Source organism: Xanthomonas campestris pv. asclepiadis (genome assembly GCF_020784175.1).
Classification (GTDB): Bacteria; Pseudomonadota; Gammaproteobacteria; order Xanthomonadales; family Xanthomonadaceae; genus Xanthomonas; species Xanthomonas campestris_D.
In genome coordinates this window covers 43,211-68,093 of record NZ_JAJGQM010000001.1, presented here as the reverse complement: position 1 = coordinate 68,093, position 24,883 = coordinate 43,211, and the positions used below count along the sequence as shown (strand labels likewise).

Annotated in this window: 18 protein-coding genes; 6 read left to right on the top strand and 12 right to left on the bottom strand. The window is 66.2% G+C overall.

Annotated elements, in window-relative coordinates; translation table 11 throughout:
* Window positions 1–101 precede the first annotated feature (101 nt).
* From clpB to LL972_RS00255, 7 genes are all read right to left on the bottom strand, one after another.
* Window positions 102–2,687 carry an ATP-dependent chaperone ClpB gene (gene clpB, locus LL972_RS00285; protein ID WP_228325913.1) on the bottom strand — a complete coding sequence of 862 codons (2,586 nt, stop codon included), beginning with the start codon at window positions 2,685–2,687 and terminating at the stop codon, window positions 102–104.
* Window positions 2,688–2,903: 216 nt separating this feature from the next.
* The gene (locus tag LL972_RS00280) at window positions 2,904–3,758 is read right to left on the bottom strand and encodes an ATP-binding cassette domain-containing protein (protein ID WP_228325912.1); all 855 of its coding nucleotides are present in this window, start codon (window positions 3,756–3,758) and stop codon (window positions 2,904–2,906) included.
* The gene (gene ssuC / locus LL972_RS00275) at window positions 3,755–4,549 is read right to left on the bottom strand and encodes an aliphatic sulfonate ABC transporter permease SsuC (protein ID WP_228325911.1); all 795 of its coding nucleotides are present in this window, start codon (window positions 4,547–4,549) and stop codon (window positions 3,755–3,757) included. Before ssuC ends, LL972_RS00280 begins: the two co-directional genes overlap by 4 nt.
* Window positions 4,550–4,676: 127 nt before the next feature.
* A complete protein-coding gene (locus tag LL972_RS00270; RefSeq protein WP_228325910.1) occupies window positions 4,677–5,660 on the bottom strand; it encodes an aliphatic sulfonate ABC transporter substrate-binding protein in 984 nt (327 codons plus the stop codon).
* A gap of 11 nt (window positions 5,661–5,671) precedes the next feature.
* Complete coding sequence (gene mgrA / locus LL972_RS00265) at window positions 5,672–6,712, bottom strand: L-glyceraldehyde 3-phosphate reductase (protein WP_228325909.1); 1,041 nt, start codon at window positions 6,710–6,712, stop codon at window positions 5,672–5,674.
* Window positions 6,713–6,728: 16 nt separating this feature from the next.
* Window positions 6,729–8,057 (bottom strand): LLM class flavin-dependent oxidoreductase, encoded by a 1,329-nt coding sequence (locus LL972_RS00260; RefSeq protein WP_228325908.1) that lies wholly within the window; start codon window positions 8,055–8,057, stop codon window positions 6,729–6,731.
* 64 nt (window positions 8,058–8,121) lie between these two features.
* Complete coding sequence (locus LL972_RS00255; RefSeq protein ID WP_228325907.1) at window positions 8,122–10,377, bottom strand: TonB-dependent receptor; 2,256 nt, start codon at window positions 10,375–10,377, stop codon at window positions 8,122–8,124.
* 269 nt (window positions 10,378–10,646) lie between these two features.
* On the opposite strand from LL972_RS00255, the gene LL972_RS00250 reads away from it, so the two are divergent.
* Together LL972_RS00250 and LL972_RS00245 are read left to right on the top strand one after the other, a co-directional pair.
* A complete protein-coding gene (locus tag LL972_RS00250) occupies window positions 10,647–10,955 on the top strand; it encodes a GIY-YIG nuclease family protein (protein WP_228325906.1) in 309 nt (102 codons plus the stop codon).
* A gap of 45 nt (window positions 10,956–11,000) precedes the next feature.
* Window positions 11,001–11,708 carry a glutathione S-transferase family protein gene (locus tag LL972_RS00245; protein ID WP_228325905.1) on the top strand — a complete coding sequence of 236 codons (708 nt, stop codon included), beginning with the start codon at window positions 11,001–11,003 and terminating at the stop codon, window positions 11,706–11,708.
* A gap of 128 nt (window positions 11,709–11,836) precedes the next feature.
* Here the strand turns inward: LL972_RS00245 and LL972_RS00240 are convergent, their stop codons facing one another.
* The 5 genes from LL972_RS00240 to LL972_RS00220 form a co-directional block, all read right to left on the bottom strand.
* On the bottom strand, window positions 11,837–12,652 hold the full coding sequence (locus LL972_RS00240; protein ID WP_228325904.1) for a DUF3014 domain-containing protein: 816 nt from the start codon (window positions 12,650–12,652) through the stop codon (window positions 11,837–11,839).
* Window positions 12,653–13,333: 681 nt separating this feature from the next.
* Window positions 13,334–14,503: a lysozyme inhibitor LprI family protein gene (locus LL972_RS00235; protein ID WP_228325903.1), complete on the bottom strand. Its 1,170-nt coding sequence runs from the start codon at window positions 14,501–14,503 to the stop codon at window positions 13,334–13,336.
* A complete protein-coding gene (locus LL972_RS00230; RefSeq protein WP_228325902.1) occupies window positions 14,500–16,101 on the bottom strand; it encodes a hypothetical protein in 1,602 nt (533 codons plus the stop codon). The genes LL972_RS00235 and LL972_RS00230 overlap by 4 nt, the downstream gene beginning before the upstream one ends.
* A 137-nt stretch (window positions 16,102–16,238) precedes the next feature.
* A complete protein-coding gene (locus LL972_RS00225; protein ID WP_228326016.1) occupies window positions 16,239–17,111 on the bottom strand; it encodes an XAC2610-related protein in 873 nt (290 codons plus the stop codon).
* Between the two features lie 154 nt (window positions 17,112–17,265).
* Window positions 17,266–17,739 carry a DUF3574 domain-containing protein gene (locus tag LL972_RS00220; RefSeq protein ID WP_205394006.1) on the bottom strand — a complete coding sequence of 158 codons (474 nt, stop codon included), beginning with the start codon at window positions 17,737–17,739 and terminating at the stop codon, window positions 17,266–17,268.
* Between the two features lie 227 nt (window positions 17,740–17,966).
* On the opposite strand from LL972_RS00220, the gene LL972_RS00215 reads away from it, so the two are divergent.
* The 4 genes from LL972_RS00215 to otsA all read left to right on the top strand — a co-directional run bounded on the left by LL972_RS00215 (window position 17,967) and on the right by otsA (window position 24,479).
* A complete protein-coding gene (locus LL972_RS00215; RefSeq protein ID WP_228325901.1) occupies window positions 17,967–20,402 on the top strand; it encodes a TonB-dependent receptor plug domain-containing protein in 2,436 nt (811 codons plus the stop codon).
* Between the two features lie 127 nt (window positions 20,403–20,529).
* Entirely contained in the window at window positions 20,530–21,288 is a 759-nt protein-coding gene (otsB, locus tag LL972_RS00210; protein WP_102580636.1) for a trehalose-phosphatase, read from the top strand.
* Window positions 21,289–21,336: 48 nt separating this feature from the next.
* Window positions 21,337–23,115 carry a glycoside hydrolase family 15 protein gene (locus LL972_RS00205; protein WP_228325900.1) on the top strand — a complete coding sequence of 593 codons (1,779 nt, stop codon included), beginning with the start codon at window positions 21,337–21,339 and terminating at the stop codon, window positions 23,113–23,115.
* A complete protein-coding gene (gene otsA, locus LL972_RS00200; protein WP_104583636.1) occupies window positions 23,112–24,479 on the top strand; it encodes an alpha,alpha-trehalose-phosphate synthase (UDP-forming) in 1,368 nt (455 codons plus the stop codon). The genes LL972_RS00205 and otsA overlap by 4 nt, the downstream gene beginning before the upstream one ends.
* Window positions 24,480–24,883 lie beyond the last annotated feature (404 nt).

Here is a 24,883-nt window from a genome sequence, read left to right as displayed (position 1 = left end):
CGTTCGATGGAGGTGGAGCGCGGCAGTGTCGTCGCGCTCCGAACCCACCGCATGACGCCGATGGGTGTCCCCCGCATCCTGCAGGACGATCCACCCACCGATCAACCCTTGGTGAACACCAGGCGCCCACCTTCGGCACGCACGCGCACGGTGTCGCCACCGAGGTAGTGGCCCGACAGGATCTGCTGGGCCAGCGGATTCTCCACCTGCGACTGGATCGCGCGCTTGAGCGGGCGCGCGCCATACACCGGGTCGAAACCGACATTGCCCAGCAATTCCAGCGCGGCATCGTCCAGGTCCAGCTTGAGGCCGCGCTCGGACAGGCGTTTTTCCAGCCCATGCAACTGGATCCGCGCAATCGACTTGATCTGCGCCTTGTCCAGCGGATGGAACACCACGATGTCGTCCAGCCGGTTGATGAACTCCGGGCGGAAATGCGCCTGCACCACACCCATCACCGCCGCCTTCATCTGCGTGTAGGCCTCGGCGCTGCCGTCGCCGGACAGCTCCTGGATCTGGTGCGACCCCAGGTTGGAGGTCATCACGATGACGGTATTGCGGAAGTCCACCGTGCGGCCCTGGCCATCGGTGAGGCGGCCGTCGTCGAGCACCTGCAGCAGGATGTTGAAGACATCGGCATGCGCCTTCTCCACCTCGTCCAGCAGCATCAGCGAATACGGACGCCGACGCACCGCCTCGGTGAGGTAGCCGCCTTCCTCGTAGCCCACATAGCCCGGGGGCGCACCGATCAGGCGCGACACCGAATGCTTCTCCATGAACTCGCTCATGTCGATGCGGATCATCGCCTCGGTGCTATCGAACAGGAAGTCCGCCAGCGCCTTGCACAGCTCGGTCTTGCCCACGCCGGTCGGGCCCAGGAACAGGAACGAGCCGCTTGGACGATTGGGATCGGACAGGCCGGCGCGCGAACGCCGCACCGCGTCGGAGACGACCTTGATCGCCTCGTTCTGGCCGACCACGCGCTGATGCAGCTCGTCTTCCATGCGCAGCAGCTTGTCGCGTTCGCCTTCGAGCATCTTGTTGACCGGGATCCCGGTCCAACGCGACACCACCTCGGCGATTTCCTCGGCGGTGACGCGGTCCTGCACCAGCTTGAAGTCGTGGTGTTCGACCTCGTTGGCCAGCGCCATCTGCTTTTCCAGCTGCGGCAGCACGCCGTACTGGATCTCGCTCATCTTGGCGTAGTCCTGGCGCCGTTGCGCGGCTTCCAGCTCCAGCTTGGCGTGCTCGATCTGCTCCTTGACCTTGGTGGTGCCCTGCAACGCGGCCTTTTCGGACTTCCACAACTCGTTGAGGTCGTAAAACTCGCGTTCGAGCTTGTCGATATCGGTTTCCAGATCGGCCAGGCGCTGACGCGAGGCGTCGTCCTTTTCCTTCTTCAGCATCTCGCGCTGGATCTTGAGCTGGATCAGCCGGCGCTCCAGGCGGTCGAGTTCCTCCGGCTTGGAGTCGATCTCCATGCGGATGCGCGATGCCGCCTCGTCCATCAAATCGATCGCCTTGTCCGGCAACTGGCGGTCGGTGATGTAGCGGTTGGACAACGTGGCGGCGGCGACGATGGCCGGGTCGGTGATCTCCACGCCGTGATGCACCGCGTAGCGTTCCTTCAAGCCGCGCAGGATCGCGATGGTGTCCTCCACCGTCGGCTCGCCCACGAACACCTTCTGGAAGCGCCGCTCCAGCGCGGCGTCCTTCTCGATGTACTTGCGGTATTCGTCCAGCGTGGTCGCGCCGATGCAGTGCAGCTCGCCACGCGCCAGCGCCGGCTTGAGCATGTTGCCGGCATCCATGGCGCCATCGGCCTTGCCGGCGCCGACCATGGTGTGCAGCTCGTCGATGAACAGGATGATCTGACCTTCGTTCTTGGACAGGTCGCTGAGCACCGCCTTGAGCCGTTCTTCGAACTCGCCGCGGAACTTGGCGCCGGCGATCAGCGCGCCCATGTCCAGCGACAGCACGCGCTTGCCGCGCAGGCCTTCGGGCACTTCACCGTTGATGATGCGCTGGGCCAGGCCCTCGACAATGGCGGTCTTGCCCACGCCGGGTTCGCCGATCAGCACCGGGTTGTTCTTGGTGCGCCGCTGCAACACTTGAATGGTGCGGCGGATCTCTTCGTCGCGGCCGATCACCGGATCGAGCTTGCCGCTCTCCGCACGTGCAGTCAGGTCGATGGTGTATTTTTCCAGCGCCTGGCGTTGTTCCTCGGCGTTTTCCGATTGCACGGTCTCGCCGCCGCGCAGCTTGTCGATGGCCGCTTCGATCTTCTTCTTGTCGCCGCCGGCCGCACGCAAGGCCACGCCCAGCGGGCTGGCATCGTCGGCGGCGGCCAGCACGAACCACTCGCTGGCGATGAAGGCATCGCCATGTTGCTGGGCCAATTTGTCGGTCTGGTTGAGCAGGCGGTTGAGGTCGTTGCCGATCGACAGGTTGCCCTCCTGCCCGGAGACCTTGGGCAGCGTGTCCAGCGCCTCGCCCAGCCGCTCGCGCAGCAGCGGCACGTTGACGCCGGCCTGTGACAGCAGCGGGCGCGTGCTGCCGCCACTCTGGTCGAGCAATGCGGCGAGCACGTGCACCGGCTCGATGATGTTGTGATCGCGGCCCACGGCCAGCGACTGCGCGTCGGCCAGCGCCTGCTGGAACCGCGAGGTGAGCTTGTCCATCCGCATGGGGAATCCTCTGAACGGGTGGCCGGCAACGCCGGCGATACCGTGCAGATGCGGCTGCTGTGCGGGGTTTCAAGGTGTGGCGGGCGCCGCAGGTGCAGATGCGGGGCACCAAGGCAGGTGCACGCTGCCTGCTGTGGGGCTGCGCGATGTCTGCTTTGCGCTTTGGCTTTGCGCATTGGCATTGGCTTGGGCAGACCCGGGCCGACGATCCGCCCGCTAGACAATCCGCCGCAGCGGCACAGTGGCGTGCGTCGCACCGCCCTGCCCCGCATCGACATCCTTGGCGTCCTCTGCGTCCTCTGCGTCCTCTGCACCTTCAACGGCCGCCGACGCCGGCAGCTGCGCGGTCCCCAGCAGACGCGCCAGCACCTGCGCCTGGATTGCCGCCAGGGCCGGCGCGCCGGGGGCACGCGGATGCGGCACCGGCACCGGCAGATCCAGGCCGACCTGGCCGTGCTCGATCAGCACGATGCGATCGGCCAGCGCGCTCGCCTCGGCCACGTCATGCGTGACCAGCACCAGGGTAAAGCCATGCTGCCGCCACAACTGCACGATCAACTGCTGCATCTCGATGCGCGTCAACGCATCCAGTGCGCCCAGCGGTTCGTCCAGCAACAACAGCCGCGGCCGATGCACCAGCGCACGTGCCAGGGCCACGCGCTGGCGCTGGCCGCCGGACAGCGCCGCCGGCCAATCGCCGCCACGCGTGCCCAGCCCCACCGCGTCCAGCGCCGCCTGTGCCTGCGCACGCCCGGCACGCCCCAGGCCCAGCGCCACGTTGTCGATCACGCGCTTCCACGGCAGCAGCCGCGCGTCCTGGAACATCAGCCGCACCGCATCGCGCTGCGCCGCCAGCGCAGCATGACCGCTGTCGACGGTGCCGGTATCGGCCGCCTCAAGCCCGGCGATCACCCGCAGCAAGGTGCTCTTGCCGCAGCCGCTGCGCCCGACCACCGCCACACACGCGCCGGGTGCGACGTCCAGGTCGATGCCGCGCAACACATCGCTGTCGCCGTAGCGCTTGCCGATGCCGCGCAAGCGCAGCGTCAGGCCGGTGTCAGTCGCGCTCATCGGCGCAGCTCCGCACGCTGTTGCAGCGCCGGATGCCAACCCAGCCACCAGGCTTCCAGTCCGCGTGCGGCCAGATCGGCCAGCTTGCCGAGCAGTGCATACAACACGATGGCGACCACCACGATGTCGGTCTGCAGAAACTCGCGCGCATTGGTCGCCAGATAGCCGATACCGGAACTGGCGGAAATGGTTTCGGCCACGATCAGGGTCAGCCACATCAGCCCCAACGCAAAGCGCAAGCCGACCAGAATCGACGGCAGTGCGCCGGGCAACAACACATCGACAAACAGCTGCGGCCCGCGCAAGCCGTAATTGCGCGCCATCTCGATCAAGGCCGGGTCCACGCTGCGGATGCCGTGGTAGGTATTGAGATAGATCGGGAAAAACGTGCCCAGCGCCACCAGAAACAGCTTGGCCCCCTCGTCGATGCCGAACCACAGGATCACCAGCGGAATCAGCGCCAGATGCGGCACGTTGCGCAGCATCTGCAAGCTGCTGTCGAGCAGGCGCTCGGCCACGCGCGACACGCCGGTCAGCAGGCCCAACGCAAACCCGATGCTGCCGCCGATGGCCAGGCCCACGGCCGCACGCCAGCTGCTGATCGCCAGGTGTTGCCACAACTCGCCCGTTTGCACGAGCGTGATGGCTGCACGCAGCACCGCGTCCGGCGCGGGAAGAATGCGCTGCGGCAACCAGCCGCCGGAGGCCGCGATCTGCCAGGCCACCAGCAAGGCCAGCGGCATTAGCCAGGGCACCAGCACGTTACTTAAACGTTGCGAGCGGCGACTCATCGCGCGGCCTTGCTGGTGGGGCGATGCAGCGAAATAACGGCACGCATCTGCCCGCTCCGGGTCACTCGGCACGCGTCACCACTTGCGCGCGCGCTCCTGTTTGCAAGTGTGTTGCGGCTTGCGCGCATCACTTGCCCGCCGCCTGCTTGTCCGCCACTTGCGCGGCGGCAACCGCGGGCGCACGCCACACCGCGGGCGCCACCAGCACGCGTTTGGGCAACAAGCGCTGCGCGTAGAACAGATCGGCAGTGGCCTGCTGCGCCTTGATGACCTCGGCGCTGAGCGGCTGCACGCTGGCCGGCGGGCGGTGCGTCAGCGTGCGCTCGACCACCGCAGGCGACAGCCCGCTGACCTGCGCCAGCACCTTGATGCTGCCGGCACGATCGCGTTCCAATAGCCCATCGGCCTGGTTGAGCTGCGCCATCACTTGCTGCAAGAACGGACCCCAGGCGGTGGCGTAACGGCGCGAGGACAGGAAGAACCCACCGGTCAGCCCCAGCCCTTCGCCATTGGCGAGCAGGCGTGCGCTGCCATCCAGCGTCAGTGCCGAATACCACGGGTCCCAGATCGCCCAGGCATCCACCTGCCCGGCGGCAAACGCCGCACGTGCATTGGCCGGCGACAGATACAACGGCGTGATGTCGCGCATGCCCAGGCCGGACTTGGCCAACAGGCGCAACAACAGGTTGTGCGCGCTGGAGCCTTTCTGAAACGCAACCCGCTTGCCCTTGAGATCGGCCACGCGCCGCAGCGTGCTGTTGGCCGGCACCAGGATGGTCTCGGCCTTGGGCGTGGGCGGCACCCAGCCCACGTACAGCAGGTCGGCACCGGCGGCCTGCGCGAACAGCGGCGGAATATCGCCCGCACCGCCCAGGTCGATGCTGCCCACGTTCAGGGCTTCCAGCAGCTGCGGGCCGGCCGGAAACTCGACCCAGCTGATTCTGGTGCGCGGGAAGCGCTGCTCCAGCAACCGATGCTGCTTGGCCAGCACCAGGCTGGACACCGCTTTCTGATAGCCGATACGCAGCTGCGCCGGCTCGGCCGCCGCTGCGGGTTGCAGCCACGCGATGCCGGACAACAGCAATGCAGCAAACAAAAAACGGTAGCGCATCGGAGTGTTCCTCATTGCCAATCGGTGGACGGTTTTTCCCAGAGGTTCACGCCACCTTCGATCGCAAAGCGCTCAATCTCGGCCAGCTCTTCCGCACTGAACTCCGGCGTCTGCAAGGCCGCGACGTTTTCGATCAACTGCTCCGGACGGCTGGCGCCCAGCAATGCCGAGCTCACCCGCCGGTCGCGCAGCACCCAGGCCAAGGCCAGCTGCGCCAGGCTCTGCCCACGCCGCTGCGCGATCGCATCCAGCCCGCGTGCGCGCTGCAGGTTGGCCTCGGACAGATGTTCCGGCCGCAGCGACTCGCCACCGGCACGATTCACCCGCGCATCGCCAGGCACGCCATTGAGGTACTTGCCGGTCAACAGGCCCTGCGCCAGCGGCGTGAAGGCAATGACGCCGGTGCCGACCTCCTCGGTTGCATCGAACAATTCGTGCTCGGCCCAGCGATTGAACAGGTTGTAGGCCGGCTGATGGATCAGCAACGGCACCTTCCACTCGCGCAACAACGCGGCGATTTCGCGCGTGCGCGCCGCCGAGTACGACGACACGCCCACATACAGCGCCTTGCCCTGCTGCACCGCGCTGGCCAGTGCACCGGCGGTCTCTTCCAGCGGCGTGTCCGCATCGAAGCGGTGCGAGTAGAAGATGTCCACGTAGTCCACGCCCAGGCGTTGCAGGCTCTGGTCCAGGCTGGACAGCAGGTACTTGCGCGAACTGCCGCCCTGCCCGTACGGGCCCGGCCACATGTCCCAACCGGCCTTGGTGGAGAGGATCAATTCATCGCGATACGGCTTGAAGTCTTCACGCAGCAGGCGGCCGAAGTTGAGTTCCGCGCTGCCATACGGCGGGCCGTAGTTGTTGGCCAGATCGAAATGGGTGATGCCCAGGTCGAAGGCGGTCCGCAGCAATGCGCGCTGCGTGTCGATCGGCGTGCTGTCGCCGAAGTTGTGCCACAGGCCCAGCGATAGCGCAGGCAGGACAAGGCCGCTGCGGCCGACACGGCGGTAGGCGATACGGTCGTAACGATCGGGATGTGCGAGATAGGTCATCAGGGTATCCGGTGAGTCAGCGTGCGCTGAAGCGATTGACGGGGCGTGCCAGCCCCAGATGATCGCGCAAGGTGCGCCCTGCATATTCACGCCGGAACAGTCCACGCCGCTGCAGCTCGGGCACCACCTGCGTGGCCACATCGGCCAGGCCGCCGGGCAGATGCGGCACCAGCACATTGAAACCGTCCGCGGCCTCGCCTTCGAACCAGGCCTGCAGCTCGTCGGCAATCTGTGTCGGCGTGCCGATCAGGCTGTAGTGCCCGCGTCCACCTGCGATACGCCGGCCGAGCTGGGCAATGCTCAGTTGCTCCTGTCCGGCCAGCTCGGTGAACAACTGCTGGCGGCTGCGCTGGCCGGTTTCGGTGAGCGGCAATTCCGGCAACGGGCCATCGGGCGGATAGCCGGACAGATCGAAGTTGCCCAGCATGCGCGACAGCAGCGCGATGCCGACCTCCGGCTCCACCAACTCCTGGAACTGCGCGAACTTGTCCTGCGCCTCGGCCTGGCTCTGCCCGACCACGATGAACACACCCGGCATCACCTTCAACGCATCGCGCGCGCGCCCGAACTGTTCCAGCCGCCCCTTCATGTCGGCATAGAACGCCTGCGCCTTGGCCAGCGACGACTGCGCGGTGAACACCACCTCGGCAGTTTCCGCAGCCAGCGCACGCCCGGGCTCGGACGAGCCGGCCTGCACCAGCACCGGATGCCCCTGCGGCGCACGCGCGATGTTGAGCGGGCCGCGGACCTGGAAGTGCGCGCCGCGATGGTCCAGCACATGCAACCGCGCCGGATCGTAGTGCACGCCGGCGGCGGTATCGGCGATGAAGGCATCGTCGTCCCAGCTGTCCCATAGCCCCGCGACCACCTGCTGGAATTCGCGCGCCCGCGCATAGCGCTCGGCATGCACGTAATGCGCGTCGCGGTTGAAGTTCAATGCTTCGTCGGCGGCATCGGAGGTGACCAGATTCCAGCCGGCACGCCCACCGGACAGATGATCCAGCGAGGCGAACTTGCGCGCCACGTGATACGGCTCGTTGTAGCTGGTGGTCATGGTGGCGATCAGGCCGATGCGCTCGCTCACCACCGCCAACGCGCTCAGCAGCGTGAGCGGTTCGAACAGGCTGGAGCGCGCCATCCGCGATGCCACCGGCCCGCCGGCCGCAGCCAGGCTGTCGGCGACGAACACCGCATCGAACCTGGCGGCCTCGGCAATGCGCACCATCTCACGGTAGTGGTCGAACACCAGCGGGTCGGCACTGGCCTGCGGGTGCCGCCATGCGGCCACGTGGTGGCCAGTGGCCATCAAAAACGCCCCGAGCGAAAGCTGACGTGCGGCGCTCATTGCAGCCTACCGTGGGTAACACCCGCATTGTTCAAATCGATATCGAAAACCATCACACGCATCGTCAAAAATCCTTGTGCAATTGCAGCCCGACATAGCGCTGGTCGTCGCGCGGCACCAGCCGGTACACGTTGCCGGTGGCATTGGCCAATAGCGGCGCATACGCGCGGTCGCCGAGATTGCGACCGAGCACCGCCACCCGCCAGCCATGCGCATCGTCGGCCAGCGCAATGCTGGCGTTCCAGATCGCATACGGGCCCTGGACGGTTTGCGGGGTCTGGCTGAGGTCGTACTGCACGCTGTCCTGCCAGCTCACGTCGCCGTTGAATTCCAGCGCCAGGCTGCCGCGCAGCGGCAGGCGATATCCGGCGCGCAGATTGCCCTTCCAGTCCGGCGAAAACGGCAACGGCCTGCCGTCGACATTGCAGTTGGCCGCCGCGGCCGCGGGGCAGGCAAACCGCTGGATGCGCGCCTGCGTATAGGCCAGCGAGGCGGCCAGGCTGAGCCGCTCGGTGGGCCGATACTCCAGATCCAGCTCCAGACCCCGCGTGCGCACCTGCCCGGCGTTGATCAGGCGCGTCACCACCTGCCCGGCCACGGTGTCGAAGAAGTTGGCCTGATAGTTGGCGTATTCGATATGGAACAGCGCCACGTTCGCACTGAGGCGATCGTCCAACGCACGCGCCTTCAGGCCCAGTTCCCAGGCGTTGGAGGTTTCCGGCTTCAGCGCCGGCGTATCGCGCTGCTGCATGTTGAAGAATACGTTGTAGGCCGGGCCCTTGTAGCCGCGCGAATAGGTCAGGTAGCCGGTGGTCCGCGCATCGAAATCGTATTGCAGGCCGGTACGGCCCGACACGCCGTTTTCTGAGGTGCTGCCGCTGCTTGCGGTGGACGGCTGGATACCGGTGACTGACGTTACGGAGCTGGACACGCGCTGATGTCGGTAGTCGAGCGTATCGCGGGTAAGGCGTGCGCCCAGCAGGGCGCGCAGATCCGGGCGCCAATGCCAGGTGGCCTCGCCGAAGGCGGCATAGGTTTCCGCGCGGGTGGCGTAATCGGCCACGCCCACGTTGCTGGCGGTGGGCGTCGTCACCGTGCGGCGGTAGGTTTCGTCGTTGCGCGCATGCAGGTAATACAGCCCGGCGACCGCCTCCACCGCACGGTCGCGCGGGGTCTGGATGCGCAATTCCTGCGAATACTGCGTATAGCCCAGATCGCCACGGTCGTGCGAGGACGGAAACGCCGCGCTGCGTTGCGCAGTACGATCGCCATCCTGGAACTGGGTGTTATCCCACTGCCGCCACGCGCTGATCGAGGTCAGCAGCGCATCGCCGAGCTGCTGGTCCAGCTGCAGCGAGGCGCCCTTGTTGATGTCGTCCAGGTACGTGCGGTAATCGCTGTTGATCTGCCGGTTGTCGTCCCTGGCGATGACCGGTGCCAGCGCCGCGGCGAAGTCGGCACGCGTACTGTCCACCACCACACCGCTGGGCGCGTCGCTGTGCGATTGCAGGTAGTCGGCGAGCAGCGTCGCGTTCAAATCCGGGTTCGGGCTCAGGTCCAGCCGCAAGCGCGCGCCGGCGCGCCGGTAGCCGTTGACGGTCTGGCCGTCGGCCACATTGCGCACGTTGCCGCCGTACTCGGCCCACAATGCCGAAACGCTGGCCTTGAGCAGTTCCGGCACCAGCGTGCCGCCGACGCTGGCACGCACGCGGTCTTCGTCGCCGCCACCGAAGTGCGAGTAATCCACATAGCCGCCGAACAGCTCCGGCGCCGGCTTGCTGACGATATTGAGCACGCCGGCGGAGGCGTTCTTGCCGAACAAGGTGCCCTGCGGCCCGCGCAGGACTTCGATGCGCTCGACATCGAGCAGATCCAACGTGGCCTGGCCCGGACGCCCCAGCACCACGCCGTCGATCACCGTCGCCACGCTGGGCTCGACGCCTGGCGAGGTGGAAATGGTGCCCACGCCACGCAGGAACAACGAGGTGTCCTTGTTGGAGGCACCGTTGCGAAAGCTCAGGCTGGGCACCAGCGCCGGCAGGTCGGCCACGCTGTTGCGGTTTTCGCGCTCCAGCGTCTCGCCCTGCAACACCGATACCGCCACCGGCACCTGCTGCAAGGTGGTTTCGCGACGCGTGGCGGTCACGGTGACCGCGCCCAGGGTTTGCGCGGCGTGCTCCGGTGTCGCAGCAGCCTCGCCCACTTCATCGGCCAGCACCGGCGCACATGCCCACACCAGACTCCACGCCAGCACCTGCGGCCTGGCCAACCATCTCGAAGCAGCGAGGATCCTTGCAGGGGTCCGGTGTCGCGCAGGCATGTACGTCCTTTCGTGGCGTCGGCTGTCGTGCAGCAGCGTGGGGAGATTTTTTGCGAATTGGCGAGCGCCATGCATGCACGGCGACCCGGCCGCAGTGCATGCATGGCGCTGCAACGCAGTAGCGCATGCTGTTTGCAGCGGCCGCGAGCGTCAAATAACCAATATTTAGGTGGTTATTCACTCACGCGCCGCAGCGTGTCGACCACCCGTGCCCAGCGCTCGCCAAGACCATCGCTGCACGACACCAGGCCAATGGCGATAATGGACCCATGGATGCACCCAAGCCCTGGCACCTCTATCTGCTGCTATGTCGCAACGGCAGCTATTACGCCGGCATCACCAACGATCTGGAACGGCGCTTCCAGGCGCATCAGCGCGGGACCGGCGCGCGCTACACGCGTGCAAATCCGCCGTTGGAACTGCTTGCCAGCCATCCGTATGTGGACCGCGCCGCCGCCTCGCGCGCGGAGTGGCAGCTCAAGCAGCAACCGCGCGCGCGCAAGCTGGCCTGGCTACTGGCGCAACAGCACGATGATATCGGGTCACAGCCCGCTGACGCTTCGATCACGCCCGCCTAGCCGCGCGGTTTCTACGCTGTAACGCCATCGATCGCGGAGCAGCGCATGCACTATCAGCTCTATTACTGGACCGGCCTGCAAGGCCGCGGCGAATTCGTCCGACTCGCACTGGAAGACGCCGGCGCCGACTACATCGACGTGGCGCGTGTCGAAGGCGATGAAGTGATGAATGCCTTTCTGGAAGGCCACCAGGCCGGCGCGCAGCCGTTCGCACCGCCCTTCCTCAAGGCCGGCGACACGGTGGTTGCACAGGTCGCTGCAATCCTGCATGTCATCGGGCCGCAACTGCAACTGGTGCCGGACTCGGACGCGCAGCGCATCCAGGCATTGCAACTGCAACTGACCATCACCGACCTGGTGGCCGAGGTGCACGACAGCCATCATCCGATCGCCACCGGCCTGTATTACGAAGATCAGAAAGCCGAGGCAGCCAAGCGTGCCAAGGACCTGCGCGACAACCGCCTGCCCAAGTTCCTGGGCTACTTCGAGCAGGTGCTGCAACAGGCCGGCGGCACGCACGTGCTGGGCGCGCATTCGTACGTGGACCTGTCGTTGTTCCAGCTGATCAGCGGGCTGGACTACATGTTCCCCAAGCGCATGAAGACACTATCGGCCGATCTTCCCGGCCTGAAGGCCTTGCAGCAACGCGTGGCCGCGCGCCCGCGCATCGCGGCCTATCTCACATCCGAACGACGCGTGGCGTTCAATACCAACTGCATCTTCCGCCACTATCCGGAACTGGATGCGGCGTAAGCAATGGCGGCACGTGGCGTAGCGCGTGCCGCCGAACCGTTGCTTCATGCCGGAATGCCGCGCGAAGCTGCAACCATGCATGCAAGGCCGCACCGGGCGGCCTTATCCTCGCGCCACCACACGCCGCTTCAACGTCCCTGCAGCAACGCCGTGCGGATCCGCTGCAACTGCGCCTTCACTGCAGTCGCTTGCGCAGGCCCCAACCGCAGCAGCGCCTTTTGACCGACCGACAACGACTCCAGCGCCGGATCGACAAAACGATAACGGCCGCGCTCGTCGCGCTGCACCTTGATCGGCTGTGCCGGATCGGGCGTGCGCAGCAGGTGATCGATCACATCGATCACGCGGTCGTTGAAGTAGCGGTCCGGCGCGCCCAGATCGGCATACGCCTGCTGGAACAGCGGATAGAAACGCACATAACTGCGCACCAGCGCCTGCGCATCCACCTGGGTGAACGCCGCCACGTAAGGCGCATATCGCGCCGCATTGGCCTGATCGATCACCACACTCCCGTTGGCATCGGACACCGCAAATTCATCCGCCACCGGCTGCAGCACCGATGCGCGACGGCTGATGCTGGGCTGGGTGAGATTGTCGATCATCACCACAACCCGTTCGATCAGGTGCTTGCGCAGCACGATCGACAAGGCGCCATCGTCCTGCACCAGCTCCAGCAAGGCCTGCCACGCAGCCGCATCGCTCTGTGCCAGCGCAGGAATCGCGGCGTCAGCGGCATCGGCCAAGGGCTGCTGCACCGGATGCCGCGGCCCGGCCGGTGCCGGCGGCGCGGGGGTCACCGCCGCGGCCACGGCGCTGGCGGTCTGGCTGATCGGCGCAGGCAACGCGCCCGGCGCAGTGGGTGACCCGCTGAATAGCCACCAGGCGGCACCGGCCACCACCGGCACAGCCAGCAGCCACGGCCAACGCGAAGACTTGGATTGCATCATGGAACTCCTTACATCGACATCATCCAGGGTGTGACCATGAGAGATCGCGGTGGTTCCATCGATGTGCGGCGATGATGCAATCAAGCAATGAGTCGAGAGGCGCGGCGCCCTCACCGCTCGCGGGACACGCCGTGAATCCGTCCCTGGAGGCTCGGTGGCGGCATCCATGCCGCCACACGGTCCCGCAACCGGCAAGGACACCGCACCAGACAGTCGGTCGGCGCTCATCTGAAAAGCCGTCTGTCGTACGGTGCGCATCAGACGTGGAGCCGATGCTTCACGATCGAACAAGGCGCACCCAGCACTGCTCTTACTTTGCGTACCGACCATTTCAACTGGTCCTTGCCCGCTCACCGTCGCGGGACCCTGAGCGGCATGGATGCCGCGCCGGAGCCTACAAGGACGTACTTGCGGCGTGTCCCGCGATGATGGGCGGGCAAGGGCCCGGCAGCAAACTTGCAGATCGCATGCTTTGGCTTCGGCTTCGGCTTCGGCTTCGGCTTCGGCTTCGGCTTCGGCTTTGGCTTCGGCTTTGGCTTTGGCTTTGGCTTTGGCTTCGGCTTTGGCTTCGGCTTCGGCTCATCCACATCGCCTGGTCTCGGACCAGGACGACCGCGTTGCCGCACCAAGCGACACCGCCACCCGCCTGAAATCCGCGAGCAGGCGTGCCCACCGCTCTCAGCTCGCAAAATCCAGCCGCGCATTCACCCAGGCCGCCACGATCGCCGCGGCCGCCTGCTCGGCCTGTTTCGCAGGCAGGCGCTTCTCGCGCACCAGCCATGCGGCAGTGTCGGCGCGTACCTTCGGCAGCAACGCGCGCACGGCCTTGCGCTGTGCCGCCGGCCAATCGCTGTCTTCCCCAGTCCAGGCGGCAATCGCCTTGTCCGGATCCTCGCCGTAGCGCTTGCGCAATGCCGGTGTCAGATACAGCAACGGCGACACCGACGCGCGTAGCGCGATGATTTTCCACTCGGCGTAACTGGCGTAGCGAATGGTGCCTGCGTCCTTGCTCAGGGCCTCGATCAATCCGTCGAAGCCGGCATCCAGCTGCTTCCAGCTGGCCAATGCAAACAGACCGCCCGGCGGCTCGCAGATCGGCGCGAACCCGTCGCGTGTCGAGCCATACAGCGACCCGAATGCCTCATACGCCGGCTCACCCACTGCGGCGAAGATGAAGCAGTGCACGTAAGGACGATGATCGCTGTTGTCGCGTTCGATCCACATCCGCAGCAATGTCAGCACGCGTTCCTGCGCATGCATGGCGGGCATGCCATCCACATCGTCGAGCAAGGATGCGGCGAAGTCGTCGACCTTGCGCAGCGCCTTGCGTGCACTTTCAAACCGCGCACTCGCCAGCTTCGCATCCACGCCCGCGGCGGGGACAAACTGATGCAGATACGCCAGCCACGCCGAGGCCAGCGGCGTGTCGTAGCCCTGCAACTGGCGCGCGGCGTCGGCAGGCGCGGCGGGAATCGCCGCGATGATGCGGTCCAGCACCTGTTGCTGCGCAACGAGCGACTTGGCCAGCACATCGGCCCTGGCCTCCACTGTGCGTTGCAGGCAGTCGTCCGGCTTGGCGTCCTGCGCGCAGGCATTGCGCTGCCGAAGCCAGGCGCGTTGCTGATCACGCACGCCTGCGACCGCGTTGCGCGGCGTGGTGTCCAGCAGCGCCCGATAGGACTCGTCCAACTGGTCATCCAGATTGCTCAGCGCCGGCACCGCGCATAGCCGTTTTTCGACCGCCGTGCCTGCCTGCTTGCAATCGAACGACGCCGCCCAGGCACCGCTGGCGCCAAGCAACAGCGCGCCACCGATGACCACGCGCAATACACCCGAGCAGGATCTCATTGCACTACGTCCTTGCGTGCGGGCAGCAGCGAGAGCAGCAGCAAGGTCACCGCCAGCGCGACATAGGCACCGACGAACTGCCAGCTGATCACGCGCGACAGGCCGTGCAGCGACCACGGCAGATAGATGCCGCCGCGCGGGTCCACCGAGTGGATCAGGCCGAACAGCGTCAGCCCGGCGGCCACCAGCAGGAACACCGCACCGCGTCGCAGCCGGCCATCGATCATCGCCGCCACTGCGGCGATCCACAGCATCGCGGTGATGATGAAACCATTGCCCAACGCGAAGATCACCGCCAACTCCGGCAGGCCGTGCCCATCGAGCTTGGTGGTGAGTGCGATCAGCTGATCCGGCGGGATCCAGCCCGGCGCCTTGATGGTCAGCAGGTACGCCACCGACGGCAGAAAGCCCAGCACCATCGCGCCGGCATGCTGCCTGGGCGTGGCCTGGAACGCCTGCGTGGTGATGTCGATCGACACGTACACGATGATCGGTGCCAGCACCGCCAGCGGCAGCCACTGCACCAACCCGGAGATCACACCGAGCATGCCGCCGATACCGACGAACAGGCCGGTCAGCAACGTGTAACCGGAGCGCGCGCCCATGTGCTTGTAGGCTGGCTGACCGATGTACGGCGTGGTCTGCGCCACCCCGCCGCAGACGCCGGCGACCAGCGTCGCCAAGGCTTCCACCAGCAGGATGTCGCGGGTGCGGTAGTCATCGCCTGCGGCGCGCGCGCTCTCGCTGACATTGATGCCGCCCACCACCATCAACAGGCCGAACGGCAGGAGCAACGGCAGATACGCCACGGTGGCCGGCAGGCCGTCGATGAAGCCCAGGTTCGGTAACGGCAACACGATCTTCGGCGGCGTGAACGCAGGCACCGCAAAGCCCGGCGCACCCAGGCCCGCCAGTCCCAGCCCGTAATACAACGCAGTGCCGATCACGAACGCCACCAGCACGCCAGGCAACTTGGTCGGCAGCCGGCCCTTGGCCAGCAGCACGTACAACAGCAGGCCCAGGGTGACGAAGCCGGCCACCGGCGAACGCAGGGTTTCCAGCAGCGGCAACAGGCCCATCAGCACCAGCGCGATGCCGGCGATTGAACCGAGCAAGGCCGCACGCGGCAGCGCGCGCGTGACCGCCTCGCCGACGAACGACAGCACCAGCTTGAGCAGGCCCATCACCACCAGCGAGGCCATGCCGAGTTTCCAGGTGGCGATGGCGGCCGCCTGCGGGTCCAGCCCCTGCGCCTTGAAGCCGACGAACGCCGGGCCCAGCACCAACAGCGCCATGCCGATGCTGGTCGGCGCATCCAGGCCCAGCGGCATTGCGGTGACATCGTCGCGCCCGCTGCGTGCGGCAAGCCGCCGCGCCATCAAGGTGTAGAGCAGGTTGCCCACCAGCACGCCAAACGCGGTGCCGGGAAACATGCGCCCGAACACCACCTCGGCCGGGAACTGGAACATCCCGACCAGTGCCATCGCAATGAAACCGAGGATGGAGAGATTGTCGACGACCAGGCCGAAGAAGCCATTGAGGTCGCCGGCGACGAACCAGCGCGGCGATGCCGCAGTACGCGAGGAAGGGGCCGACATGGGAGCCAGGAAGCGTGGGGATCGGCCGATGGTAGCCGCTGCTCATCACGCGCGACAGCGCCACGGTGGATCAGAGCGTGTCGCCGCGACTGCGCCTGCCAGCCCTGTGCGCGGCGGCCTTGAGGTAGCGACGCACGCTACTTCATCGCCGCCTCGACCTCGATCCAGCCGACGATATCGCCGCGGTTGGCACTGCGATAGCGCACCTGCACGCGCGTGGCGTCGGCGCTGACATCCAGCGCATCGGCCCGATCGCCCTGCACCAGATAGCGCTTGGTGCTGGTTGCCGAAGGTGTAGCGTACAGCGGCAGCCGCGCCACCTGCACGTGCAACTGCACCGGCATCGGCGCGTCCAGCGTGGTGCCGATCGCGCTGGACACCCGCACGCCACGCGCGTCATAGCGCGGCCATACCGACAGCGGCATGCCATCGTCGCTGCCTGGATCCAGCAAGGTCTGGATGTCGGGCGAGGCGATCGGCTGCTGTGTCCTGGCCACATACAACCGCCCATCGGCCGCGTAGCGATACACATCGGTGTACCACATCGGCCCGCTGCGGCAGGAGCTGGTCAGGCTGCGCTGCTGCTTGTCGGGCGTCAGATTGAAGAAACCCTCGCACTGCACTGCCGGGCGCGTGGGCGCGGTCAGCGCACGAAAGCGCCGTTGCGCCGGATCGAATACAAATACCAGCACCGCCTCGTTGACCTGGCCGAGCATCGCCGACACCGCAAGATCCGGGTGTCCGTCGAAGTTGTAGTCGTCGCTGTCCACGCCGGCACCGCCTTCGCCGTCGTCCACAGTCGCGTCGAGCCATTGCTCCTTGCCGCCCGGAGTGAACACCACATGCAGGCGTTCGCCGACCAGCGTGGCGGTGGCATGCGTGTGCGCATCGATCGTCACCTGCACGCTGGTGTCGCGCGCCATCGCCGCGAACGACAGGCCGGCTAGCGCCGTCGACAGCCACACGCCGGCAGCGCGCACACGCAGCCGGCGCAGATCCTCAAGGCGCATGGTCACCCGGTCTGGCAGCTCGCCCAGCACGAACCTGCCCGCTGTAAAGGCACGGATGCGGCGCATCATTGCACCGCACGCGCAGCACTCGCCGGTGCCGCTGCCCACGCCGCGGTCGCACCGCAGGTACGGCGGCCGCGGCAAGCGGCGCCACTCAGAACGACACCTCCACCGCCTGCCGCGACCACAACACCGACTGGTGCCCGGTGGCCTGCTTCCAGGCCAGGCGGATCGCCTCGATGTCGTTGCGCCGCTGCGGGGTGTCCTCGTGCAGGATCACCAGCACCTTGGTGCCCAGCCGGTTCGGCTCCTTGGCGCCGCGAAACAGCCACTGGCCGTAGGCATCGAACACGGTCAAGCCGTCCGGGAAGCGCGGGGTCACTTCCTTGTCCAGGAACGCGCGCCATTGGGTGTCGTCGATGGTGCGGGTCTGCGGGCGATCGGCCGGGCCGGTCTCCTCGCCCACGCCGAAGTACAGCTCGCTGCGCACCCAACCGCGCGCCGTCGCCGGCCGCGCCGCATCGCCCTGCAGGCTGGCAGTGGTCGAGCCCGGCGCGCCGCCGGGGGTGGTGGCGCAGGCAGACAGCGCCAGCATGGCGGCAAGCAGGCAGGACGGCAGCAATTTCATCGACTTCTCCACAACGGGTACGTTTACGACGGATCAGGGGCGGGCTCATGCAGGGCCGGCATCAGCTGATGCCGGCGTGCGCGCACTGTGCCATCTCGCACGCGCCTGAACAACGCGATAATATCTCTCCATCCGGATGAATGTGGACGATCCGAACCCCTTTGCGCCCTGCCCGGCCGGATGCCGACCGCGCGGCGCGTTCGCAGTTGCTGTTGCAGGAGAGAGACATGACCCGCCCCACCCTTTCGGCCATCGGCCTGGCCGTCGCTGCCGCGTTGAGCGCCAATGCACAGGCCCAGCAGGCCGCCACCGGCGCCACCACGCTGGACACCGTGATCGTCACCGGCACCCGCGCCAGCGACCGCACCGTGCTGGAATCGACCGTCCCGGTGGACGTGCTCACCGCCGAGGACATCCGCAAGGCCGGCGTGGTCAATGGCGAGCTCGGTAGCGCGCTGCAGGCATTGCTGCCCTCGTTCAACTTCCCGCGCCAGTCCAACTCCGGCGGCGCCGACCATATCCGCGCCGCGCAGCTGCGTGGGCTCTCGCCCGATCAGGTGCTGGTGTTGGTCAACGGCAAGCGCCGGCATACCTCGGCGCTGGTCAATACCGACAGCAAGATCGGCAAGGGCACCACGCCGGTGGATTTCAATTCCATCCCGATCAATGCGATCAAGCGCATCGAAGTGCTGCGCGACGGCGCCGGCGCGCAATACGGCTCGGACGCGATCGCCGGCGTCATCAACGTGATCCTGGACGACAACCCCGAGCGCGGCGAGCTGGAAGCCAGCTTCGGCGCCTACAACACCGATGTGGAGCCGATCAATCGCCGCGTCACCGACGGCCAGACCAGCTATGCCAGCGCCAAGGTCGGCACGCTGCTCGGCGATGACGGCGGCTTCTTCAAGGTCGGCCTGGAGCTGAAGAATCGCGAAGCGACCAATCGGGCCGGCTTCGACCAGATTCCATCGTTCGAAGAACAGACCCCGGCCAACCTGGCCCTGGCGGGCCGGCGCAACTATGTGCTCGGCGATGGCGCCACCAAGGGCCTGAATGCCTGGCTCAACACCAAGGTCCCCTTCAGCGCCAACGGCGAGTTCTACGCCTTCGGCACCTACAACCAGCGCGACACCGAAGGCGCCAATTACTTCCGTTACCCGGATGGCAGCGCCAACTGGCGTGAGATCTACCCCAACGGCTACCGCCCGATTTCCGAAGGCGAGAATCGCGATCTGCAGATCGTCGCCGGCGGGCGTGGGCAGCTCGGCGACTGGGACTACGACGCCAGCGTCAACTACGGCCGCAACGACTTCACCTACCGGCTGCGCAATTCGCTCAACGCCTCACTCGGCCCGAGCAGCACCACGCGCTTCAAGACCGGCGATTTCGCCGTTGCGCAGACCGTGGGCAACCTGGATCTGACCCGCGTGTTCGATGCAGCCGGCGCCACCCACACCTTCTGCACCGGTGCCGAGTTCCGCCGCGAGCAATACCGCACCCATGCCGGCGACCCGGCCAGCTATGCGGCCGGCCCGTTCACCGATCGCCCCACCGGCTCGCAGGCCGGCGGCGGGCTGACCCCGCAGGACGAGGCCGACCTGTCGCGCAATGTCGCCAGCGCCTATGCCAACGTGTCCAGCCAGTTCGGCGACAAGTTCTCCACCGACCTGGCCGGCCGTTACGAGCATTACCAGGATTTCGGCAGCCAGTGGACCGGCAAGCTGGCCGCGCGCTATGCCTTCGCCCCGGCGTTCGCGCTGCGCGGGGCGGTCTCCAACAACGTGCGTGCGCCCTCCCTCAGCCAGATCGGCTACGAAGCCACGTCCACCGGTTATGATGCCGCCGGCCGCCTGACCCAGGGCCGCCTGCTGTCGGTCAACAACCCGATCGCACGCGCGCTCGGCGCCACCGATCTGAAGCCGGAAAAATCGCTCAATTACAGCCTGGGCTTCACCAGCCAGCTGGGCGATCACTTCGACCTGTCGCTGGACTTCTTCCAGATCGATATCGACGACCGCATCGCGCTGTCCGAAGACATCACCGGCACCACGCTGACCGACTTCGTGCAGCAGAACTTCGCCGTTGCCGGCGTGCAGAGCGCCAGCTACTTCCTCAACGCCGCCGATACGCGCACCCGCGGCGCCGAGCTGGTCGGCAACTGGCGCCAGTACGCCTTCGGCGGCGACCTGCTGCTGACCGGTACCTACAGCTACGCCAAGACCGAGTTGAAGAACGTCATCGGCACCCCGGCGCAGTTGCTCGCGCTGGACCCGGACTACGTGCTGTTCGGTGTTGAAGAGAGCAACACGCTCACCGATGCGGCGCCACGTACACGCGCCGCGCTGGCCGCCAACTGGAACAACGAGCACTGGAACCTGCAGACCCGCGTCAATCGCTATGGCAGCGCGACGCGCGTGTTCGACTTCGGCGGCGGCTTCGTGCCACGCCAGACCTACGGCGCGGAATGGCAGCTGGACCTGGAAGCCGAGTATCACCTGGGCACGCAATGGACGCTGGCGATCGGCGGCCAGAACATTCTCGACAACTACTCGGACCGCTCCATCGACGACATCGCCTACTTCGGCAACCTGCCCTACGACGTGCTCTCGCCGATCGGCAGCAATGGCGCGTACTGGTACGGGCGGGTGCGCTACTCGTTCTGACGCCGGGATGGGTGGATTTGGGATTAGGGATTGGCAAGGGCGGCGCATCGCCAATCCCCACTCCCAAATCCCTAATCCCCGCTGTTGCATAACCTGAATATCACATCGCCTTGCGCACACTAGCGCCATGGCAGACGTGCACTCCCCCCTTCCGTCGCCGCCATTGCTGGACGATGCCTGCGCATTGTTTCTGGACGTGGACGGTACCCTCATCGACTTTGCCGACAGCCCCGAGGCTGTGCGGCTCCTGCCCGAGGTCCGCGCGGCCATCGGCCAGTTAAGTGACCGCCTGCATGGCGCAGTGGCACTGGTCAGCGGACGACCGCTGTCGCAACTGGACGCCTTGTTCGCGCCGCTGCTGCTCCCGGCCGCCGGCCTGCACGGACACGAACTTCGCAGCGATATCGCTGCACGCGCGGCGATGCCGCAGGACACCTCCGAGTGGCTGCATGGCCTGCACCAACGCGCCGCCGCACTCACGCATCGACATCCTGGTGTGCTGGTCGAGGACAAGGGCGTCAGCGTCGCGCTGCATTGGCGCGCGCAGCCGCTGGCAGGCCCCGACGTGCTCGCCTTTGCGCAGCAGGAAATCGCCCAGCTTTCCGGGTACCGCCTGCAACCGGGCGACCACGTGGTCGAATTCGTCCCCGAAGGCAGCAACAAGGGCCTGGCGGTGGAACAACTGATGCAGCAGGGCGCATTCGCCGGCCGCACGCCGGTGTTCGTCGGCGACGACCTTACCGACGAATTCGGTTTCGAAGCAGCCAATCGCCTCGGCGGCTGGAGCGTGCTGGTCGGCGATCGCGCCCAGACCAGCGCGCGCTTTCGCGTCGACGGCACCGCCGACGTGCATGCGTGGCTGCAACGCAACGCGCGCCAGGCCTGAGCACAGCGCGCCTTCCCCTCTTCTCTTCAAAAGGATCGTTCGCACTCCATGACCGAGCCAAACCTGGATCTGGGCGTCATCGGCAACTGCAGCTTCGGCGCGTTGGTCGATCGGCAGGCACGTGTGGTGTGGAGTTGCCTGCCGGCCTTCGACGGCGACCCGGCATTCTGTTCGCTGCTCTCGCCCAAGGGCGAAGGCGGCGACTTCGCCGTGGAGCTGGAAGATTTCGCCAGCAGCGAGCAGCACTACCTGCCCAATACCGCCGTGTTGCGCACCGTGTTGCGCGACCACCACGGCGGCGAAGTGGAAGTCATCGACTTCGCGCCGCGTTGGCGCAATAACGGGCGTTTCTATCGGCCCGTCAGCATCATCCGGCAGATTCGCCCGCTCGCCGGCAACCCGCGCATCATCGTGCGCGCACGCCCGCTGGCAGACTGGGGTGGCCGCAGCCCGGAAACCACCTGGGGCAGCAATCACATCCGCTGGGTGCTGCCCGAATTCACGCTGCGCCTGACCACCGATGTGCCGGTGCGCTTCGTGCGCGACGGCCTGCCGTTCGTACTCAGCCACCCGGTCAATCTGGTGCTGGGGGTGGACGAATCGCTGACCCGCTCGCTCACCGGTTACGTGCAGGAAGCGCAGGAACGCACCGAGGAATACTGGCGCGAATGGGTACGCTATCTGTCGATTCCGCTCGACTGGCAGGAAGCGGTGATCCGCAGCGCAATCACGCTCAAGCTGTGCCAGTACGAAGACAGCGGCGCCATCATCGCAGCGATGACCACCTCGATCCCGGAGGCGCCCAACACCCCGCGCAACTGGGATTACCGCTATTGCTGGCTGCGCGATGCCGCGTTCGTGGTGCGTGCGCTGAATCGCCTGGGCGCCACGCGCACGATGGAGCAGTTCATCGGCTACATCTTCAACATCGCCACCGCCGACGGCACCCTGCAGCCGCTGTACGGCATCGGTTTCGAATCGCAGCTGGAAGAGCACGAAGTCGAGACGATGGACGGCTATCGCAGCATGGGCCCGGTACGGCGCGGCAACCTGGCCTGGATCCAGAAGCAGCACGATGTGTATGGCAGCGTGGTGCTGGCTTCGACGCAGCTGTTCTTCGATCTGCGCCTGAAGGATCAAGGCGATGCGGACACCTTCCGCCGCCTGGAGCCGCTGGGCGAGCGCGCATTCGCGCTGCACAACGTGCCCGATGCCGGCCTGTGGGAATTCCGCGGCCGCGCCGAAGTGCATACCTACACCGCCGCGATGTGCTGGGCTGCCTGCGATCGCCTGTCCAAGATCGCCGACCGGCTGGTGCTACCCGAGCGCAGCGTCTACTGGCGCGAGCGCGCCGACACCATCCGCGCGCGCGTGCTGAGCGAGGCATGGAGCGAGGAACGCGGTCATTTCACCGATACGCTGGGCGGTCATCGCCTGGATGCATCGCTGTTGCTGCTGGCCGATATCGGCATCGTCGCCAACGACGACAGCCGCTTTGTGCGCACCGTCGAAGCCGTCGGCCTCGTGCTCAAGCATGGCGACGCGCTGTACCGCTACATCGCACCGGATGACTTCGGTGAGCCGGAAACCAGCTTCACCATCTGCACGTTCTGGTACATCGACGCGCTGGCCGCGATCGGTCGCAAGGAGGAGGCGCGTGAATTGTTCGAACGCATCCTCTCGCGCCGCAATCACCTCGGCTTGCTGTCCGAGGATCTATCGTTCGAAGACGGCGAAGCCTGGGGGAATTTCCCCCAGACCTATTCGCATGTGGGTTTGATCATTGCAGCGATGCGCTTGTCGCGCAGCTGGCAGGAGGCGTCATGAGTCGTTTGGTGGTGGTATCCAACCGCGTTGCGGTGCCCGGCGAAAACCGTGCCGGCGGCCTGGCGGTGGGCTTGTTGGCTGCGCTCAAGGAGCGCGGTGGTGTGTGGTTCGGCTGGAGCGGCAAGACCGTGCGCGGTGACAGCGGCGGCATGCACGAGCAGACCGAAGGCGACATCAAGTTCGTCACGATGGACCTCAACAAGCGCGACATCGACTCGTACTACAACGGCTTTGCCAATCGCACGCTGTGGCCGCTGCTGCACTTCCGCCTGGACCTGGTCGATTACGACCGCGCCACTCGCGAAGGCTACATGCGCGTCAATCGGCTTTTCGCTGAAAAGCTGGCGCCGTTGTTGAAGGACAGCGACACCCTGTGGATCCACGATTACCACATGATTCCACTGGGCGCGATGCTGCGCGAGCTGGGTGTGGGCTGCAAGATGGGCTTCTTCCTGCACGTGCCGATGCCCTCGGCCGACCTGATGCAGGCGATGCCAGATCACGCGCGCCTGTTCAGCACGTTCTACGCCTACGATCTGGTCGGCTTCCAGACCCAGCGCGACGCCGAGCGCTTCAAGGCCTATGTGCGCCTGTTCGGCGGCGGCCGCATCCTGGACGGCGACATCGTCGAGGGCCCAGGCGGGCGTCGCTTCAGTGCCGCGGCCTTCCCGATCGGGATCGATACCGAGTTGATCGCCAACCAGGCCAAGGCCTCGGTCGGCAAGCAGGCCGTGCGCGACCTGCGCGAAAGCCTGCGCGGCCGGCAACTGGCGATCGGCGTGGACCGGCTGGATTATTCCAAAGGCCTGCCGGAACGCTTCCAGGGATTCGAGCGCTATCTGGAGCGCTATCCGGAGCAGTCCGGCAGCCTGACCTACCTGCAGATCGCGCCGGTGTCGCGCGGCGATGTCAACGAATATCGCCGGTTGCGCGGGCAGCTTGAGCAGATCGCAGGCCATATCAACGGCGGGCATGCCGAGCCGGATTGGACGCCGCTACGCTACGTCAATCAGAACTTCAGCCATGCGACCTTGACCGGTTTCTATCGCGCCGCCTCGGTCGGTCTGGTCACGCCGCTGCGCGATGGCATGAATCTGGTCGCCAAGGAATTTGTCGCAGCGCAGGATCCGCAGGATCCCGGCGTGCTGGTGCTGTCGTTGCTGGCCGGTGCCGCCGATGAAATGAAGGAAGCGCTGCTGGTCAATCCGCACGACCTCGACGGCGTGGCCGATGCGATCGCCACCGCCGCAAGCATGCCGTTGGCAACGCGCATCGAGCGCTGGCGGGCGATGATGGATCATCTGCGCAAGAACAACATCAACCACTGGCGCCAGCGGTATTTGCAGGCGCTGGCCGATATTTGAATCCGGTTTTCGCGCTTTACGAGCATCACGTTGCCTGCGCACACACACGCTACTAGCACACAGATGCGCCGCGTATTGGCGGCGCATCCCTTCTCCCATCGATAGAAGGTGCCCGAAGGGGGATGAGGGTACGTTTGCCCGTACAAGTGGAAACGCGCCAAGTGGAAAAAATCCAGGCTTCCACCAATCTCCACTCCCGAATGCCGAATTCCCGACTCACCAGTTGAGTCAATAGCAAAATAGAGCTACAGCGGGATCACGCATTTATCGGCCCACGCGATTGCCGCCAAGACCGCCTGACACCCACACCACGCTCCTGCGCTATCGGATTTGAGCAATTTCAACGCTCCAGACGCACAGCCTGGAACGCTGGTTCTTATTCCGTCACGGACACGAGCGTCGTT

Excerpts from the sequence above, each read along its gene's own strand:
- LL972_RS00215 (WP_228325901.1), top strand. The coding sequence starts at position 17,967 with ATGACCCGCCCCACCCTTTCGGCCATCGGCCTGGCCGTCGCTGCCGCG.
- mgrA (WP_228325909.1), bottom strand. The coding sequence starts at position 6,712 with ATGACCTATCTCGCACATCCCGATCGTTACGACCGTATCGCCTACCGC.
- LL972_RS00270 (WP_228325910.1), bottom strand. The coding sequence starts at position 5,660 with ATGCGCTACCGTTTTTTGTTTGCTGCATTGCTGTTGTCCGGCATCGCG.
- otsA (WP_104583636.1), top strand. The coding sequence starts at position 23,112 with ATGAGTCGTTTGGTGGTGGTATCCAACCGCGTTGCGGTGCCCGGCGAA.
- LL972_RS00250 (WP_228325906.1), top strand. The coding sequence starts at position 10,647 with ATGGATGCACCCAAGCCCTGGCACCTCTATCTGCTGCTATGTCGCAAC.
- LL972_RS00220 (WP_205394006.1), bottom strand. The coding sequence starts at position 17,739 with ATGAAATTGCTGCCGTCCTGCCTGCTTGCCGCCATGCTGGCGCTGTCT.
- LL972_RS00230 (WP_228325902.1), bottom strand. The coding sequence starts at position 16,101 with ATGTCGGCCCCTTCCTCGCGTACTGCGGCATCGCCGCGCTGGTTCGTC.
- otsB (WP_102580636.1), top strand. The coding sequence starts at position 20,530 with ATGGCAGACGTGCACTCCCCCCTTCCGTCGCCGCCATTGCTGGACGAT.
- LL972_RS00245 (WP_228325905.1), top strand. The coding sequence starts at position 11,001 with ATGCACTATCAGCTCTATTACTGGACCGGCCTGCAAGGCCGCGGCGAA.
- LL972_RS00255 (WP_228325907.1), bottom strand. The coding sequence starts at position 10,377 with ATGCCTGCGCGACACCGGACCCCTGCAAGGATCCTCGCTGCTTCGAGA.
- ssuC (WP_228325911.1), bottom strand. The coding sequence starts at position 4,549 with ATGAGTCGCCGCTCGCAACGTTTAAGTAACGTGCTGGTGCCCTGGCTA.
- LL972_RS00225 (WP_228326016.1), bottom strand. The coding sequence starts at position 17,111 with ATGCGCCTTGAGGATCTGCGCCGGCTGCGTGTGCGCGCTGCCGGCGTG.
- LL972_RS00205 (WP_228325900.1), top strand. The coding sequence starts at position 21,337 with ATGACCGAGCCAAACCTGGATCTGGGCGTCATCGGCAACTGCAGCTTC.
- LL972_RS00240 (WP_228325904.1), bottom strand. The coding sequence starts at position 12,652 with ATGCAATCCAAGTCTTCGCGTTGGCCGTGGCTGCTGGCTGTGCCGGTG.
- clpB (WP_228325913.1), bottom strand. The coding sequence starts at position 2,687 with ATGCGGATGGACAAGCTCACCTCGCGGTTCCAGCAGGCGCTGGCCGAC.
- LL972_RS00235 (WP_228325903.1), bottom strand. The coding sequence starts at position 14,503 with ATGAGATCCTGCTCGGGTGTATTGCGCGTGGTCATCGGTGGCGCGCTG.
- LL972_RS00280 (WP_228325912.1), bottom strand. The coding sequence starts at position 3,758 with ATGAGCGCGACTGACACCGGCCTGACGCTGCGCTTGCGCGGCATCGGC.
- LL972_RS00260 (WP_228325908.1), bottom strand. The coding sequence starts at position 8,057 with ATGAGCGCCGCACGTCAGCTTTCGCTCGGGGCGTTTTTGATGGCCACT.